This is a genomic window from Pseudomonas sp. SH10-3B, assembly GCF_019891415.1.
In the GTDB taxonomy this organism is placed as follows: Bacteria; Pseudomonadota; Gammaproteobacteria; order Pseudomonadales; family Pseudomonadaceae; genus Aquipseudomonas.
The window spans coordinates 44,527-59,493 of sequence record NZ_JAFLXD010000039.1; the positions used below are offsets into that span (position 1 = coordinate 44,527).

At 57.1% G+C, this 14,967-nt stretch carries 14 protein-coding genes and 2 pseudogenes; 7 read left to right on the forward strand and 9 right to left on the reverse strand.

The window, feature by feature from the left end:
• Positions 1–53: 53 nt before the first annotated feature.
• Both J1G35_RS23775 and J1G35_RS23780 read right to left on the reverse strand, forming a co-directional pair.
• A complete protein-coding gene (locus tag J1G35_RS23775) occupies positions 54–1,253 on the reverse strand; it encodes an aminotransferase class V-fold PLP-dependent enzyme (protein WP_223016168.1) in 1,200 nt (399 codons plus the stop codon).
• Positions 1,254–1,263: 10 nt separating this feature from the next.
• The gene (locus J1G35_RS23780; protein WP_017139191.1) at positions 1,264–1,500 is read right to left on the reverse strand and encodes a DUF3820 family protein; all 237 of its coding nucleotides are present in this window, start codon (positions 1,498–1,500) and stop codon (positions 1,264–1,266) included.
• A 205-nt stretch (positions 1,501–1,705) separates the two neighbouring features.
• Here J1G35_RS23780 and J1G35_RS23785 point away from each other — a divergent pair, with 205 nt between their 5' ends.
• Positions 1,706–2,173: a PA2169 family four-helix-bundle protein gene (locus J1G35_RS23785; protein ID WP_010208206.1), complete on the forward strand. Its 468-nt coding sequence runs from the start codon at positions 1,706–1,708 to the stop codon at positions 2,171–2,173.
• Positions 2,174–2,309: 136 nt separating this feature from the next.
• Here J1G35_RS23785 and J1G35_RS23790 read toward each other — a convergent pair whose 3' ends face one another.
• Together J1G35_RS23790 and J1G35_RS23795 are read right to left on the reverse strand one after the other, a co-directional pair.
• Entirely contained in the window at positions 2,310–2,780 is a 471-nt protein-coding gene (locus tag J1G35_RS23790; RefSeq protein WP_024077080.1) for a MaoC family dehydratase, read from the reverse strand.
• 57 nt (positions 2,781–2,837) lie between these two features.
• Entirely contained in the window at positions 2,838–3,782 is a 945-nt protein-coding gene (locus tag J1G35_RS23795; protein WP_223016169.1) for an alpha/beta hydrolase, read from the reverse strand.
• 233 nt (positions 3,783–4,015) lie between these two features.
• Between J1G35_RS23795 and fadD2 the strand changes: the two genes are divergently transcribed.
• Together fadD2 and fadD1 are read left to right on the forward strand one after the other, a co-directional pair.
• Positions 4,016–5,704, forward strand: a complete 1,689-nt coding sequence (gene fadD2, locus J1G35_RS23800) for a long-chain-fatty-acid--CoA ligase FadD2 (protein WP_053139951.1) — start codon at positions 4,016–4,018, stop codon at positions 5,702–5,704.
• 387 nt (positions 5,705–6,091) lie between these two features.
• Positions 6,092–7,783 carry a long-chain-fatty-acid--CoA ligase FadD1 gene (gene fadD1, locus J1G35_RS23805; RefSeq protein ID WP_053139953.1) on the forward strand — a complete coding sequence of 564 codons (1,692 nt, stop codon included), beginning with the start codon at positions 6,092–6,094 and terminating at the stop codon, positions 7,781–7,783.
• A gap of 76 nt (positions 7,784–7,859) precedes the next feature.
• On the opposite strand, the gene J1G35_RS23810 is transcribed toward fadD1, so the two are convergent.
• On the reverse strand, positions 7,860–8,237 hold the full coding sequence (locus J1G35_RS23810; protein WP_053139955.1) for a hypothetical protein: 378 nt from the start codon (positions 8,235–8,237) through the stop codon (positions 7,860–7,862).
• A 199-nt stretch (positions 8,238–8,436) separates the two neighbouring features.
• On the opposite strand from J1G35_RS23810, the gene J1G35_RS23815 reads away from it, so the two are divergent.
• The 3 genes from J1G35_RS23815 (at position 8,437) to def (ending at position 10,292) form a co-directional block, all read left to right on the forward strand.
• A complete protein-coding gene (locus tag J1G35_RS23815; RefSeq protein ID WP_034115689.1) occupies positions 8,437–8,622 on the forward strand; it encodes a CsbD family protein in 186 nt (61 codons plus the stop codon).
• A gap of 182 nt (positions 8,623–8,804) precedes the next feature.
• Positions 8,805–9,749 carry a YihY/virulence factor BrkB family protein gene (locus tag J1G35_RS23820; protein WP_053139957.1) on the forward strand — a complete coding sequence of 315 codons (945 nt, stop codon included), beginning with the start codon at positions 8,805–8,807 and terminating at the stop codon, positions 9,747–9,749.
• Between the two features lie 3 nt (positions 9,750–9,752).
• Positions 9,753–10,292: a peptide deformylase gene (def, locus tag J1G35_RS23825; protein WP_223016170.1), complete on the forward strand. Its 540-nt coding sequence runs from the start codon at positions 9,753–9,755 to the stop codon at positions 10,290–10,292.
• 429 nt (positions 10,293–10,721) lie between these two features.
• Here def and J1G35_RS23830 read toward each other — a convergent pair whose 3' ends face one another.
• The 4 genes and pseudogenes from J1G35_RS23830 to J1G35_RS23840 all read right to left on the reverse strand — a co-directional run bounded on the left by J1G35_RS23830 (position 10,722) and on the right by J1G35_RS23840 (position 13,001).
• Positions 10,722–11,447, reverse strand: coding sequence for a hypothetical protein (locus J1G35_RS23830; protein WP_223016171.1), 726 nt, complete (start codon positions 11,445–11,447; stop codon positions 10,722–10,724).
• Positions 11,448–11,702: 255 nt separating this feature from the next.
• Positions 11,703–12,334: pseudogene (locus J1G35_RS23835) on the reverse strand (IS5 family transposase); the annotation flags it as partial.
• 55 nt (positions 12,335–12,389) lie between these two features.
• Positions 12,390–12,503, reverse strand: a pseudogene (locus J1G35_RS31055) (methyltransferase); the annotation flags it as partial.
• Positions 12,504–12,563: 60 nt separating this feature from the next.
• Positions 12,564–13,001: a GNAT family N-acetyltransferase gene (locus tag J1G35_RS23840; RefSeq protein WP_053139962.1), complete on the reverse strand. Its 438-nt coding sequence runs from the start codon at positions 12,999–13,001 to the stop codon at positions 12,564–12,566.
• A 533-nt stretch (positions 13,002–13,534) separates the two neighbouring features.
• Here J1G35_RS23840 and J1G35_RS23845 point away from each other — a divergent pair.
• Positions 13,535–14,854, forward strand: a complete 1,320-nt coding sequence (locus tag J1G35_RS23845; RefSeq protein WP_223016172.1) for a PAS domain-containing methyl-accepting chemotaxis protein — start codon at positions 13,535–13,537, stop codon at positions 14,852–14,854.
• Positions 14,855–14,967: the final 113 nt, after the last annotated feature.

Consider the following 14,967-nt stretch of genomic DNA (forward strand, 5'->3'; position numbering starts at 1 on the left):
GTGCTTAACGGCATTTTTGCGGTGCACTTGGTCGGTGTACCGCTTTTTTTTGCCTAAAAAACTTCCCCGCCCCCCGGGCCGCTGAGCGCCAGTTCGGTAATGGCGTTGACCAGGACATTGATGTCCGCCGCTGACGTCACCAACCCCGGCGTCACGCGGATACAGGTACCAAACGCAGCACCTGTGCGCGTGGTGGTAAATAGGCTGTAGTCCCTGAGCATGCGATCCACCATCACCTGCTGGTCCCGCCCGCTGAACTTGAACGCCGTAATCCCGCAATACAGCCGTGGATCATCCGGTGTCAGCACCTCGATCCCCGGTAATGCCCGCACCTGTTTTACCCACACGTCGCGCAAGTGGTTCACCCGCGCGCCCTTGGCCGCCGCGCCGCCCATAGCGCGATGTTCCTGCAGTACCAGTGGCAAGGTCATCAGTGCCGGAAAGTTGGGTGTGCTGTACGACGTACGCGCACGCACGTCGGTGGCGGGGTAGTGGAACTCGCCCATGTCCGGGTCAATGTCAGCCAGGCGCTCGGGGGCGATATAGAGAAACCCCAGGGTCAGCGGCGCGCCGATCCATTTGTGCAGGTTGAATCCGGCGAAGGCAATGCCCAGTTCGGCCAGGTTGAACTCGATTTGGCCGAGCGCGTGGGCGCCGTCGAGGATCACGTCGATGGCACGTTCACGCGCAGCCTGGGCGATGGCTTCAACAGGCATCACCAGGCCGGTGCGATGGGTTACATGGGTGAGTGCCATCAGCTTGAGGCGCGGGTAGCGGGCGAACGCATCGCGATAGGTCTGCAGCAGGCTGTCGAAACTGGCCGGGTGCTTGTGGGACAACTCCACGACCTCCACCCCGCGAACCCCTGCCAACCAGCGCATCGCACCTTTGACGGTGTCGTACTCCAGGTCGCTGATCAGCACCTGATCGCCGGGTTGCAGGCGGTTGTAGTTGCGGATCAGCGATTGCAAGGCTTCGGTGGCGTTGCGGGTGAAGGCGACGGCCTCGGGGTCGACATCGATCAGCCCGGCCAGTTGGCGACGGATCTTGACGTTTTCACCTTGCTCGAAGCGTTGGCGCACATACAGCGAGTTGCTGCGGTTGATAAACGCCACGTGCTCCAGGTACTGCGCCTGCACCTCGCGGCTCATGCGCCCGAAGTAGCCGTTCTCCAGGTTGATCGGGCCGGGCTCCAGCGCATAACGCTGGGCGATGGCCTGCCAGTGTAGTTCGTTATCAGCATTCCTTGGCATGGCGCGTCTCTTAATGGCGGGGGGCGGGTTTACCGTGTTTAACGCGCAGCGGTTCCAGCAGTTCGGACAGGCCGTTGTGGTCGATTTCCTGCATCAATGCCAGCAAGCCGCCCAATTCGCCGTGAGGAAAGCCTTCACGGGCGAACCAGTTCAGGTAAGGGCCAGGCAGGTCGGCGATGATCCGGCCCTTGTACTTGCCGAAGGGCATTTCGCGGGTGATCAGCAGTTCAAGTTTTTCAGGATTCATGAGCTTCGTGGGAGTAAGGCGAGATTTTCGAAAATACAGGCATTCTGCATGAAGGCCAAATGACAGATCATGCAAATAACGTCGATACAGATGGTTCAATAATTTATAAGTTATTGAATTTAAACAATAATATTCTTTTTGAAAGCTTGGCACGGGCACTGCAATAACTAAGACAACCTTCTTAACCCGTACAAGGAATTGAAAAATGACTGATATCAATAAAGAATCGATCTCCGTACTGAACGACCTGATCGAGACCAGCATCGACGGCCAGAAGGGCTTCAAAGAGTGCGCTGAAGACATCAAGCACCCTGAACTCAAGGCTCTGTTCGCCAAGCGTTCGGCCGATTGCGCCACTGCCGCCGCCGAACTGAAAACCGCCGTACGTGCCCTGGGCGGTGATCCGGAAGATTCCGGCAGCGTAGCCGGCGCCCTGCACCGTGGCTGGGTCGACGTAAAATCGATGCTGACCGGTAAGGACGAAGAGGCTGTTCTGAACGAAGCCGAGCGCGGTGAAGACCACGCACTGAAGGCTTACAAAGAAGCCATCGAGAAGATCAACAAGCACAACCTGCTGGGCATTCGTGATCTGGTTGAGCGTCAGTACCACGGCGTACAACGCAATCACGACCAGGTAAAAGCCCTGCGTAACCAGGCTCGCGCTCAGTCGTAAGTCCTGTCGTGTAGCAAATATGGGAGGGGGCTTGCTCCCGATTGCGGTGGGTCAGTCGATACTTCAATGACTGACCCACCGCAATCGGGAGCAAGCCCCCTCCCACATTTGTATGGTGTTGGCGTTGAAACCGTACTCAGCCGATGCTGATCGGCGGCAGTTCGGTCAACGTCACGACCTGCTGTTTGCGTGGCGCGAGGATCTCCGCCTCGCCATCCACCACCAGCTCATCGCGCTGGTTGAACACACGGGTGGCGATGCGCACGCGAAACTTCGGCAGCTTTTCGAGAATTTCCAGGCGCACGGTCAGGGTATCGCCGATTTTTACCGGCTTCTGGAAGGTCATCTGCTGGCCGATGTAGATGGTGCCCGGCCCGGGCAGTTCGCAGGCAACGGCCGCGCTGATCAGGGCGCCGCTGAACATACCGTGGGCGATACGCTCCTTGAACATCGTCGCCTTGGCGTATTCGGCATCCAGGTGCACCGGGTTGTGGTCGCCGGACATGGCGGCAAACAGCTGGATATCACGCTCTTCGACGGTCTTGCTGTAGCTGGCGGTCTGGCCGACTTCAAGGGCTTCGTACGGGGTGTTGGTTACCTGGGTCATCTAAGGGTGCATCCTGTGGCTAATCGGTAATTTAACTGTCTGATTTTAAACGAAAAGTTATTCGCAGTGGGCCGGCCTGTGCAAGGTCATGACCTGGTCGAGCCACGTCAGCACATCTGCCGTGACTTCATCGCGGTTGGTTTCGTTGAACACTTCGTGACGCGCCTGCGGGTAGATATTCAGTTGCAGGTTCTGGCAGCCGGCTTCGCGCAGGGCATGGGCCAAGCTTTTGAGACGCTTGCCTTCACTCACCGGATCACATTCGCCGCCCATCACCAGAATCGGCAGGCCCGGATCAATCTGCACGAGATTGGACGCTTTGCTGATTTGCTGCAAGCCGCCGAGCAGATCGATCCACAGCTGGTTGGTACAGCGGAAACCACAGAGTGGGTCATTGATGTACTTGTCGACTTCAACCGGGTCGCGGCTGAGCCAATCGAACGCCGTGCGATTGGGTTTGAACGCCTTGTTGAATGAGCCGAACGACAAGAACTCGATCAGTGCACTGCGCCCACGCAGGCCCTGGCGTGTGCGCTCCAGGCGAGCAATCAGGCGTGCGGCGCGATACAGCGCCACCGGCTGGAAATTCGAGCCGCTGAGAATCGCCCCATTCAGGCTGGCACTGTGGTGCAGCAGGTAGGCCTGGGCGATGTAGCTGCCCATGCTGTGCCCCAGCAAAATGATCGGCAGCCCCGGTTGTTGCTGGCCGATGTGCTGGTTGAGACTGGCCAGGTCGCCCACCACTTTGTTCCAGCCATCTTTTTCGGCGTAGAGCCCCAGGGTGCCTTCGTCGGCGGTGCGGCCATGGCCTCGCTGGTCCGGCGCATACACGCCGTAGCCTGCGCGGCACAAGGCTTCGGCCAGGCGCGCGTAGCGCCCGCTGTGCTCGGCCATGCCGTGGGACAGCATGATCACGGCCCTGGCCGGGCCGTCCGGCATCCAATGATTGACGTACAGGCGGCTGCGGTCATTCGCGGTCAGCCAGAAAGTGCTGTGGTTCATGACGTTTCCTTTTCTCAAGGGCTGCTCAAGGTCAGCTCAGGGACGTTGCAGTGTATAGCTCATCCCGCGGGAAGCGTCTGATCAGCGCAGGGCCTTGTAGGAAGATTCACGCAATAAATGACGCTCTTTTCCGTATTTGCCTGTTTGGCCATAGCTGCTAACGTCCCCGAAGCTCCGCTTTTTATAAGCAGCACAAAAGCGGCCGGACACATTCAGGTAAGAGGACAAGAATAATGCAACCTGATTTCTGGAATGACAAACGCGCGGCGGGCGTTCCCAATGACATCGACCTTTCGGCCTATAAATCGGTGATCGAAGTCTTCGAGCGTTCCTGCAAGGCCTTTGCCGACCGTCCGGCATTCAGCAACATGGGGGTCACCCTGACCTACGCCGAGCTTGAGCGCCACAGTGCGGCGTTCGCCGGCTACCTGCAACAGCACACCGACCTCAAGCCTGGCGAGCGCATCGCCGTGCAGATGCCCAACGTGCTGCATTACCCGATTGCCGTGTTCGGCGCACTGCGTGCCGGGCTGATTGTGGTCAACACCAACCCGCTGTACACCCCGCGCGAAATGCGTCACCAGTTCAAGGACGCCGGCGTACGGGCCTTGGTCTACCTCAACCTGTTTGGTTCGCGGGTGCAGGAGGTCTGCACCGACACCGAGATCGACTACCTGATCGAAGCCAAGATGGGCGACTTCCTGCCCGCTGCCAAAGGCTGGCTGGTCAATACCGTGGTCGACAAGGTGAAAAAGATGGTCCCGGCCTACCACCTGCCGCGTGCGGTGTCGTTCAAGCGCACCTTGCGCATGGGCGCAGGCCTCGGCGTGACGCGCCACCCGGTGAGCTTGGACGACATCGCGGTGCTGCAATACACCGGCGGCACCACCGGCCTGGCCAAGGGCGCGATGCTGACCCATGGCAACCTGGTGGCGAACATGCAGCAGGTGCGCGCCTGCATGTCCCAGACCGGCGACGACGGCCACCCGCTGATCAAAGAAGGGCAGGAGGTGATGATCGCGCCGCTGCCGCTGTACCACATCTATGCCTTCACCGCGAACTGCATGTGCATGATGGTCTCGGGTAATCACAACGTGCTGATCACCAACCCACGGGACATCGGTGGGTTTATCAAAGAGCTGAAAAAGTGGCGTTTTACCGGGCTGCTGGGGCTTAACACGTTGTTTGTGGCGTTGATGGATCACCCGGATTTCAAGAGCCTGGATTTTTCCCATCTCAAGCTCACCAACTCCGGCGGCACGGCACTGATCAAGGCCACGGCCGAGCGCTGGGAGCAAATCACCGGCTGCGCGATTGGTGAGGGCTACGGCCTGACAGAAACCTCGCCGGTCGCCAGCACCAACCCCTACGGCAATAAGTCACGCCTGGGTACCGTGGGCATCCCGGTGCCCGCTACCGCGATGAAGGTGATTGACGACGAAGGCGCCGAGCTGCCCTTGGGCGAGCGCGGCGAGTTGTGCATCAAGGGCCCGCAGGTGATGAAGGGCTACTGGCAGCAACCGGCCGCCAGCGCCGAGGCCCTGGATGCCGAAGGCTGGCTCAAGACCGGTGACATTGCAGTGATAGACGACGACGGCTTTGTGCGCATCGTCGATCGCAAGAAAGACCTGATCATCGTTTCGGGCTTCAATGTGTACCCCAACGAAATCGAAGATGTCGTCATGGCTCACCCGGCGGTGGCCAATTGCGCGGTGATCGGCGTGCCGGATGAGCGCACCGGGGAGGCGGTGAAGCTGTTTGTGGTAGCGCGTGCCGAAGGGGTAAGCCTTGAAGAGTTGAAGGTGTACTGCAAGACCAACTTCACCGGGTACAAGGTACCCAAGCACATTGTGTTGCGTGACTCGTTGCCGATGACGCCGGTAGGGAAGATCCTGCGCAGGGAGCTACGCGACATCGCCTGACCATGAATTGAAATGCAATCAAAATGTGGGAGGGGGCTTGCCCCCGATGCGGTGGACCAGTCGATACGTCCGGTGACTGTTCCACTGCATCGGGGGCAAGCCCCCTCCCACATTTGTCGTGTATCGTCCTGAAGGCCTATTCCAGAGCCTTTCATCAAGAAATTTCACTTTCGTTTAAAGTGTGACTAAATATTGTAGGACAGTCGTGATTATGACTGTGGGGCCCCCTTTAGGCTCTAGTCGGCCCTTGGCAAAGCTGCTACTCTCGGCGCGCTTTGTGACGTCTCGGCCTGCTTGAAAGCGCCAGATTCACCTTAAAAAAACATACACCAATAATAATCGCATCAAATGCGATGATGAATTCGCGTCGCTGAGGAGTGGGCTTCCATGCACGAAGACTTTTGGAAGGATAAGTACCCCGCCGGGATTGCTGCAGAAATCAATCCAGACGAGTATCCGAATATTCAGGCGGTATTGAAGCAGTCCTGCCAGCGCTTCGCCAACAAACCGGCTTTCAGCAACCTGGGCAAGACAATCACCTACGGTGAATTGTATGAATTGTCCGGTGCCTTCGCCGCGTACCTGCAACAGCATACCGACCTCAAGCCCGGCGATCGAATCGCCGTGCAACTGCCCAATGTCCTGCAATACCCGGTCGCCGTGTTCGGCGCCATCCGTGCCGGCCTGATCGTGGTCAACACCAACCCGCTGTACACCGCGCGGGAAATGGAACATCAATTCAATGACTCCGGCGCCAAGGCGTTGGTCTGCCTGGCCAACATGGCCCACCTGGCGGAAAAGGTCGTGCCCAAGACCGCCGTCAAGCATGTGATCGTCACCGAAGTCGCCGACCTGTTGCCGCCGCTCAAGCGTCTGCTGATCAACAGCGTCATCAAGTACGTGAAGAAGATGGTCCCGGCCTATCACTTGCCCAAGGCGATCAAGTTCAACGACGTCCTTGCCAAGGGCCACGGTCAGGCGGTCAATGAAGTCAGCCCGGCCAGCAGCGATGTGGCCGTGCTGCAATACACCGGCGGCACCACCGGCGTGGCCAAGGGCGCGATGCTGACCCACCGCAACCTGGTGGCCAACATGCTGCAGTGCAAGGCGCTGATGGGCTCCAACCTCAATGAAGGTTGCGAGATCCTGATCACGCCCCTGCCGCTGTACCACATCTACGCGTTCACCTTTCATTGCATGGCGATGATGCTCATCGGCAACCACAACATCCTGATCAGCAACCCGCGCGACCTGCCGGCGATGGTCAAGGAGTTGTCGAAGTGGAAGTTCAGCGGCTTTGTCGGCCTGAACACCCTGTTCGTCGCGCTGTGCAACAACGAAGCCTTCCGCAAGCTGGATTTCTCCGCGCTGAAAGTCACCCTGTCGGGCGGCATGGCCCTGCAACTGGCGGCGGCCGAGCGTTGGAAAGCCGTGACCGGTTGTGGCATCTGCGAAGGCTACGGTATGACCGAAACCAGTCCGGTGGCCACGGTGAACCCGATCCAGCATATCCAGATCGGTACCATCGGCATTCCGGTGCCGTCGACCCTGTGCAAGGTCATCACCGATGACGGCGTCGAGTTGGCCCTGGGTGAAGTCGGCGAGTTGTGCGTCAAGGGTCCGCAGGTGATGAAGGGCTACTGGCAGCGTGAAGACGCCACCGCCGAGATGCTCGACAGCGAGGGCTGGCTGAAGACCGGCGACATCGCGATCATCCAGCCGGATGGTTACATGCGCATTGTCGACCGCAAGAAGGACATGATCCTGGTCTCCGGCTTCAACGTGTACCCCAACGAGCTTGAAGACGTGCTGGCAGGCTTGCCGGGCGTACTGCAGTGCGCGGCCATCGGTGTGCCGGATGAAAAGTCCGGGGAACACATCAAGCTCTTTATCGTGGTCAAGCCGGGTGCCACCCTGACGAAGGAGCAGGTGATGGAGCATATGCGCGCCAATGTCACCGGTTACAAAGTGCCCAAGGCCGTGGAGTTCCGCGATGCGCTGCCGACCACCAACGTGGGCAAGATCCTGCGCCGCGAATTGCGCGATGAAGAGTTGAAGAAGCTGGGCCTGAAAAAGTGAACCCATAAAAAAACCCGCCGATGCGGGTTTTTTAATGACTGGATTGGAATGCAATCCTATGTGGGAGGGGCGGTGCTTACAGGGCGAACTGCGCGAAGCTCACACCCGCACCCGCCGGGCGCACATCCTTCAAGAACGAATCCTTATCCGCACTCAGCTCCAGGGTGATCTCCGGCTTGCGCTTGCCCGCATTTCGCACCACCAGGCCTTCGAGTTTTTCACGCAGGAACACGGTCGGCACCTTCAGGTGCAGCAACTGGTCGGTCTCGGCGTTGTGCATCAATAAGTGAATCCACTCGTACTGGCCCACGGCAATACGCCCCACCGGCAGGTCGAACCACCAGATGTTGCGTTTGCGGTCCAGGTCGGTGAAGTGGCAATTGTTGACGCCGAGTACGGCACCTCCCAGTTCCTGGTTTCTGCGGGCGATGGCCTGTGCTTTATTGAGTTTCATAACCTTCCTACGGGATCTGTTATTCAGCGTTAGAGCCTGAATCTGCCGGGCATTCTCGTGGGTTGGCTGCAAAACATAAAGCCAAACCTGCGGCTGGCGATGAAATGCTCACCGAAAAATAATTGAAACTCTGCTGAACGGCCCCGGGTCAATCTCTACGTAGTGACCAAAATCCTTGATTGTTCCCAGGAGAGATACCATGAGTAGCACATCGGATAAGGCAAAAGGCTTGGCGAATGAAGCCGTCGGCAATATCAAGCAGGGCGTTGGCAAAGTGACTGGCAACGACAAACTGCGCGCTGAAGGCGTGATTCAAGAAAAGAAAGGTGAAGTGCAGAAAGCGGTTGGCGACACCAAGGACGCGGTCAAGAAAGCGACCAAATAGTCCCGATCTGGCTGACGGTAACGACGCAGCCCTGCGGCCATCCACGGATGGCCGTTTTTATGTGCTTTGCTGCAACTAAAGTTTGGAAATTGTTTCAAAGTCGCCAAATGGGCTACTTTGATGTAGAAAACGGCCCCTGAGTCGCCCATGAACCCAACCTCTTTGCGGCGAAAGGAGACGCTATGATTTTTCCGGTTCTCGATGGTCTCAAGCTGCACAAGGTGCTGGTGCGCACCGTCAAGGAGTTCGTCGATGACGAGATGCCCACCTACGCGTCGGCATTGGCCTACCAGATGCTGTTCTCGCTGTTTCCCTTCCTGCTGTTCCTGATTGCCCTGATCGGTTTCCTGCACCTGCCGGACTTTTTCACCTGGTTGCGCCTGCAGTCGGAACTGGTGTTGCCGCCCCAGGCGCTGGAGCAGGTCAACCCGGTAATCGACCAGTTGCAGCAATCCAAGGGCGGCTTGCTCTCGGTGGGTATCGTGATTGCCCTGTGGACCGCCTCCGCTGGCGTGCGCCTGATGATGAGCGCCATGAACGCCGCGTACGACGTGGTCGAAGGCCGGCCGATCTGGAAACGTTTCCCGCTGTCGATTTTCTATACCGTCGGCATCGCCGGCATGTTGCTGGCTGCCGCCGCGCTGATGGTACTCGGCCCGCAGGTGATGGAATGGCTGGCGGGGCAGATTGGCATGCAGGAGTTCGTGGTCACCCTGTGGACCATCGTGCGCTGGCCGCTGATCGTGATCCTGCTGATGTTCGCCGTGGCCCTCATGTACTACGTGATGCCCGATGTTGAGCAGAAGTTTCGCTTTATCACCCCAGGCTCCGTGCTTGCCGTGGTGGTGTGGATTGTCGCCTCCCTCGGTTTTGGCTACTACGTCAAAACCTTCGCCGACTACAACGCCATGTATGGCAGCATCGGTGCGATCATCGTGCTGCTCCTGTACTTCTATATTTCCGCTGCCGTGCTATTGCTGGGTGCGGAGATGAATGCCGTGATCGAGCATATGTCGGCCGAAGGAAAGGCACCGGGCGCGAAGGATTTCGACGAGCCCGCGCAGGAAAAACAACATGTCTCAGGCCTAGGCCGCGACCATTCCAAACCCACTACCGACGAAGCCTGATCGATGATCCGTGAAATCCTGAAAATGGGCGATGAACGCCTGCTGCGTATCGCCCCGCCGGTGCCGCCGGAAATGTTCGACAGCCCCGAGCTGTGGCAATTGATCGATGACATGTTCCAGACCATGGAACACGTGGGCGGCGTCGGCCTGGCCGCGCCGCAGATTGGCGTCGACCTGCAATTGGTGATCTTTGGTTTCGAAGCCAGCGAACGCTACCCGGATGCGCCGCCGGTGCCGCAGACCATCCTCATCAACCCGTTGATCACCCCCCTGAGCCCGGTGCTGGAAGAGGGCTTTGAAGGTTGCCTGTCCGTGCCTGGCCTACGTGGCGCGGTGGACCGCTACCAGCAGATTCGCTACGAAGGGTTTGATCCCAAGGGCGAGCCGATCGTACGTTTCGCCGATGGCTTCCATGCGCGGGTGGTGCAGCATGAGTGCGATCACCTGATCGGCCGGCTATACCCATCGCGGATTACCGATTTCAGCAAGTTCGGGTTTATTGAAGTGATGTTTCCCGACATGGATCCCACAGCGGACGAATAGCCTCCAGGCCCAACGAGATCCAAATGCGGGAGCGAGCAAGCCCGCTCCCGCATTGGTCAGGTGTTCGACTCGTCTATTTGGCAGGCTTCACAAACCGCAACGTCGGGTTTTCGCCTGTCAAGCGAAGCCGTCGCTGAGTCCGCCCGGAAAAGCACGCAATGTCCTCGGCACTGTTGGAGCGCTTCTGCCATCTATTGTTTCCCTACGTGCTCGGGCCTTCCACACGGTCATGGGCCTACAACCCGGCGCTTATCGAAAGGCCCAGGGATAAGGCTGCGATCTATCTGCTGTTCGTACTATGCCGCTGAAACTCAGGCGTAAATGTATACCTGTTTCCGGGTGCTCCACCGCTCTGAAAACTCGCCACAACGCCCCACTATGCGTGCGGCCAATTGCATTTTTCAGCTTTGATTTTTGGTTGCCTCAGGTTTAATAAGCATATTTAAATGTTTGACAACAGATCAGCCCCGTTTCACTTACACCGCTACCTTCTAAAGTTTCACTGTTCCAGAGATTTTTTGCGTATTGTGCGTTTGAAGTTTGAGCTGAAGGTAGCTTTTTATCTACTAACTCTTGACCTGTAAGCTTAAAGGCAGTCCCTGGGGCGACCGACGTAATTGTCAGAAAGTTATTGTCATAGTATCGTGCAGGAGGTGCTTCCGGGACTGATCCATTAACTGACTTTTGCAAGTCTGGCATAGTTTGTATCACTGATGTGCTGACTCCACAGGATTTAGCAATCAGCCGCCTCAGCTCTTCGAACTTTATTGCTGGAGAGGCCAAGTATCGAAATATCTTGCATGTGTGGATTGCTGTCAAGGCGTTATTCACACCTAGAATCCCTCCTGCCTTATCTCTATCGATAACGATCATCACACTGTATATTTTATATTCTTCAAGATCACTAGAAGCGACTTGAGTATTAATCTGACACGGAGGAATCCATATGGACTCAGGCCTCAAACACCTCGATCCGGAACGATCATATATTTCTGAACTATCATACACCGCGCCATTCGTTGCGCTGTCTGAAAACACAGTATATTCAGGAACTATATTTATTCTCTGCTTGCCCGAAGAAGATAGCATGTAGGCGCCAGATTTTTCTTCAGGACTATAGGTCCCCGATACAGTTCCGAGCACTAATGTACCCATTATGCAATCCTCATTCTCTTTGCACTCTCCAAAGCAGGTGCGCCAGACTTAACGTCTCACACCTACCGCCAACACAATTTATACTAGTGCGTGGAGGATGCTTTATCACCTGTGAGTTCTGACAGGTTTTTATCTTTTTTTGCTATATATAACGCTCAATATCCATATAAATATCAACTTAAGAGCTCCAAAGATTTCGATGGTATTTGTAGCAAACGGGACACACAACGGAAAAAAGCCCCCCGCAATTTCGACCTAGGTTCTGTACGAAAAGTATTGTCGCAAACACCGCATGGCACAGGCCAATGAGACCATTGCCGCAAAACTTGTTACGAACATGTCGAAGCGGGTAACGATGCGGCGATTTTCCTTCAGTCAGCCGAACATGCGCTCGATGATGTTGCGCTGTAGGTATTTGGAACGATCAAACAGTCTGGCCAAGCCCGGCTTGGGGTTGCGTTTCATGTCGCGCAGCGGGATCACTGGCTGCATCCGATAGCGATCACAATAGCGGCGCAAAGCTTCAGCGTCATAACCCTTGTCGGCCACACCATCGGCAGCGTTTGCGTGGGCGGCCGTGCAGACTCGGGATGTAAGCCTCCTCCAGCAGCGGTTGAACGTAAGCAATATCGCTGGCTTGTCCGCTTGAAAGCAGGAAACGCAGAGGCACACTATTGGTGTCGCACAGCATGTGGATCTTGGTTGTCAGGCCGCCCCGGCTGCGCTCGAGCGCGTGGGCTCGGGTTGCTCGAACGGCAGTGCAATCAATCATCAGGTTTCCAGATCGATCAAGCTTTGCTCGTTCAAACAGATGTGCAGACACTGAGCATCTGATCGAAAGCGCCTCCGTTGCGCCAGTCGCGAAACCGCTGATACACCGTTGACCATCGTCGGTTATGGATGGCTGTAACCGTCACGCGCGCTTTTGGCCGGGGCGCGTCAACTGCCGGTGAGCACGCTGGCGTACTCTGTGGCGGTTATCGGTGCATCGGCGGCCTGACTGAGCGTGGGAACGAGGAGGGCGGTAAAGGACAAAGCTGCAAGGGTCGCTTTCATGATCATCCGAAAAATGGGCCACTGTGTCGCCGAGGCTAGCATGGGGCCCACACCGGGCGATCACACATTATCCAAGGACGACCTCACTAAACGATCTAAGCCCATCGCGATCATCGGTTTGTTGCGCTTGTAGCGCACCAGTCGCTCACTGAGGGATTGCGGCAATAGCGTGTCCTGGCTGAAACCCATGCGCTGATACAAACCCTCCAGGTCCGGATGACACAACAGCCACAGGGTACCTTCCACCTCGGCCGCCGCCGCGCCGATCAGCCTTGCCGCCAACCCCTGGCCGCGATACGCCGGGTCGACAAATACCCCGGTCAACCACTGCCCACCCACCACTGGTGTGAGGCATAGCCCGGCGACAATTTCGCCGTCCCGTGCCACCCATAAACGCCCGCCCTTGAGCGCTTTCATCGGTGAGTTGTGGCTGCGGTAAAACTTGTTCAGCAGCGGCCACAGCGGCTCTGCCAGCGGTTCGATGTGCAGTTCGGGCATGGTGTTTGGGCAACAGAGTCAAGGGCCGGGAATTATAAGCGCCTTCTGTGCGGCAATAGGTGTTATACCCAGTGTTACATCCCCTGTAAGTGGAGCATGCATCATGGCCAAAGGTATGGATTCAAAGAAAGCCGCGAAGAAAAAACCGGTGAAGACTGCCGATGAAAAACGCGCAGACAAGAAAACCAAGAAATCCGAGAGCGGCTTGTTCGGTCACTAAGGTTTTCAGGTCGCAACATCGTTCAACTAGTGGGAGCGGGCTTGCTCGCGATAGCGCTGAATCAGTCGATTTTTTCCTAGGCTGACACAGCACGGTCGTGAGTGAGCCCGCTCCCATTTTTTCGCCTGGTCAAGTTGGCTGGCCAGTGGCCTTGCATAGCGGCAAGGCCTGTCTATGCTCATCCAGAACCATTGAGGACGCTTGGCCTAGCAAGCGATTCGGATGGTTTTCTCCCCGAGCAGGTTTTCCAGCAGTAGCCAACTGAAGAATGGAATGCGCCTTCCAGGCGCCGGTAATCAAGGGTGATCTGATCATGTTCAACCTCCATCACAAATCCGACCTGCTTGAAATTCAGCGCTTCTCCTGCGCACTCACCGAGTCCAACGCCAAACTTGCCGCCATCAGCCGGTCCATGGCCATGATCGAATTTGATCGCGATGGGGTGATACTCGATGCCAACGACAATTTCTGCAAAGCCATGGGCTACAGCATCGAGGAAATTCGCGGTCAGCATCACCGGATCTTTTGTGACGAGGCCTACACCCACACCGACGCGTACGCCAAATTATGGCGCGACCTGGCGCGGGGCGAAGCACTCAGTGGCACCTTCATGCGCTTGAACAAGCACGGCCAGGAAGTGTGGCTCGAAGCCAGCTACATGCCGGTGCTGGACAGCGATAACCACGTGCAGAGCGTGATCAAAGTGGCCTCGGATATTTCCGCCCGGATTCACCATGAACATGAAAACCAGAGCCTGATCGACGCCATCAGCCGCTCCATGGCGGTGATCGAGTTCACCCCTCAAGGCCAGATCCTCAACGCCAACGACAACTTCCTGAAGACGGTGCAGTACTCCCTGGATGAAGTCGTCGGCCAGCACCACAGCCTGTTTTGCCATCGCAGCGAAGTGGAATCGCCGACGTACAAGGCGTTCTGGGCCTCCCTCAATCGCGGCGAATATCACTCGCACCGCTTCGAGCGCAAAAACAAATACGGTAAAACCCTGTTTTTGGAAGCGTCCTACAACCCGATCTTCGATGCCAATGGGCGCCTGTATAAAGTGGTGAAATTCGCCAGCGACATCACCGAACAGGTCACCACCCTGCGGACCGCCGCCGATTCGGCCCATGCCACCTCGGTACAAAATGACGCCTGCGCGCGCAAGGGCTCGGAGGTGGTGCAGCAAACCGTGCAGATCATCGAAGAAATTTCCCATAACCTGAATCAGGCGGCGCAGAGCATCGATGCCGTGAACAAGCAGTCAGAGATCATCGGCACCATTGTGCAGACCATCCGCAGCATTGCCGAGCAAACCAATATGCTGGCGCTTAACGCGGCTATTGAAGCCGCGCGAGCGGGCGAGCATGGGCGTGGCTTTGCGGTGGTGGCCGATGAGGTGCGCAGCCTCGCCGCGCGTACCAGCGAGGCGACGGTGGAAATTGTGGAAGTGGTGCGCAAGAACCACGACCTGTCGCTGAGTGCGGTGTCGAGCATGCAGTCGAGCTTGAGTCGCACGGGGCAGGGGGTGGAATTGGCGAACGAGGCGGGACAGGTGATCCTGGAGATTCAGGAAGGGTCACGGCATGTGGTGGATGCAATCGGGCAGTTCAATTCGACGTTGCAGCTGCAGTAAACAGATGATCGTTTCCACGCACTGAACTGACCCCCAAAGATTGGACACAACCTTTGGGGGTGTCATGGGTAAGTACACAGAGCAAGTAAAACTGGTAGCGGTGCAGGACTATT

Coding starts and splice junctions, on each gene's coding strand:
- J1G35_RS23775 (WP_223016168.1), bottom strand. CDS start 1,253: ATGCCAAGGAATGCTGATAACGAACTACACTGGCAGGCCATCGCCCAG.
- J1G35_RS23780 (WP_017139191.1), bottom strand. CDS start 1,500: ATGAATCCTGAAAAACTTGAACTGCTGATCACCCGCGAAATGCCCTTC.
- J1G35_RS23785 (WP_010208206.1), top strand. CDS start 1,706: ATGACTGATATCAATAAAGAATCGATCTCCGTACTGAACGACCTGATC.
- J1G35_RS23790 (WP_024077080.1), bottom strand. CDS start 2,780: ATGACCCAGGTAACCAACACCCCGTACGAAGCCCTTGAAGTCGGCCAG.
- J1G35_RS23795 (WP_223016169.1), bottom strand. CDS start 3,782: ATGAACCACAGCACTTTCTGGCTGACCGCGAATGACCGCAGCCGCCTG.
- fadD2 (WP_053139951.1), top strand. CDS start 4,016: ATGCAACCTGATTTCTGGAATGACAAACGCGCGGCGGGCGTTCCCAAT.
- fadD1 (WP_053139953.1), top strand. CDS start 6,092: ATGCACGAAGACTTTTGGAAGGATAAGTACCCCGCCGGGATTGCTGCA.
- J1G35_RS23810 (WP_053139955.1), bottom strand. CDS start 8,237: ATGAAACTCAATAAAGCACAGGCCATCGCCCGCAGAAACCAGGAACTG.
- J1G35_RS23815 (WP_034115689.1), top strand. CDS start 8,437: ATGAGTAGCACATCGGATAAGGCAAAAGGCTTGGCGAATGAAGCCGTC.
- J1G35_RS23820 (WP_053139957.1), top strand. CDS start 8,805: ATGATTTTTCCGGTTCTCGATGGTCTCAAGCTGCACAAGGTGCTGGTG.
- def (WP_223016170.1), top strand. CDS start 9,753: ATGATCCGTGAAATCCTGAAAATGGGCGATGAACGCCTGCTGCGTATC.
- J1G35_RS23830 (WP_223016171.1), bottom strand. CDS start 11,447: ATGGGTACATTAGTGCTCGGAACTGTATCGGGGACCTATAGTCCTGAA.
- J1G35_RS23840 (WP_053139962.1), bottom strand. CDS start 13,001: ATGCCCGAACTGCACATCGAACCGCTGGCAGAGCCGCTGTGGCCGCTG.
- J1G35_RS23845 (WP_223016172.1), top strand. CDS start 13,535: ATGTTCAACCTCCATCACAAATCCGACCTGCTTGAAATTCAGCGCTTC.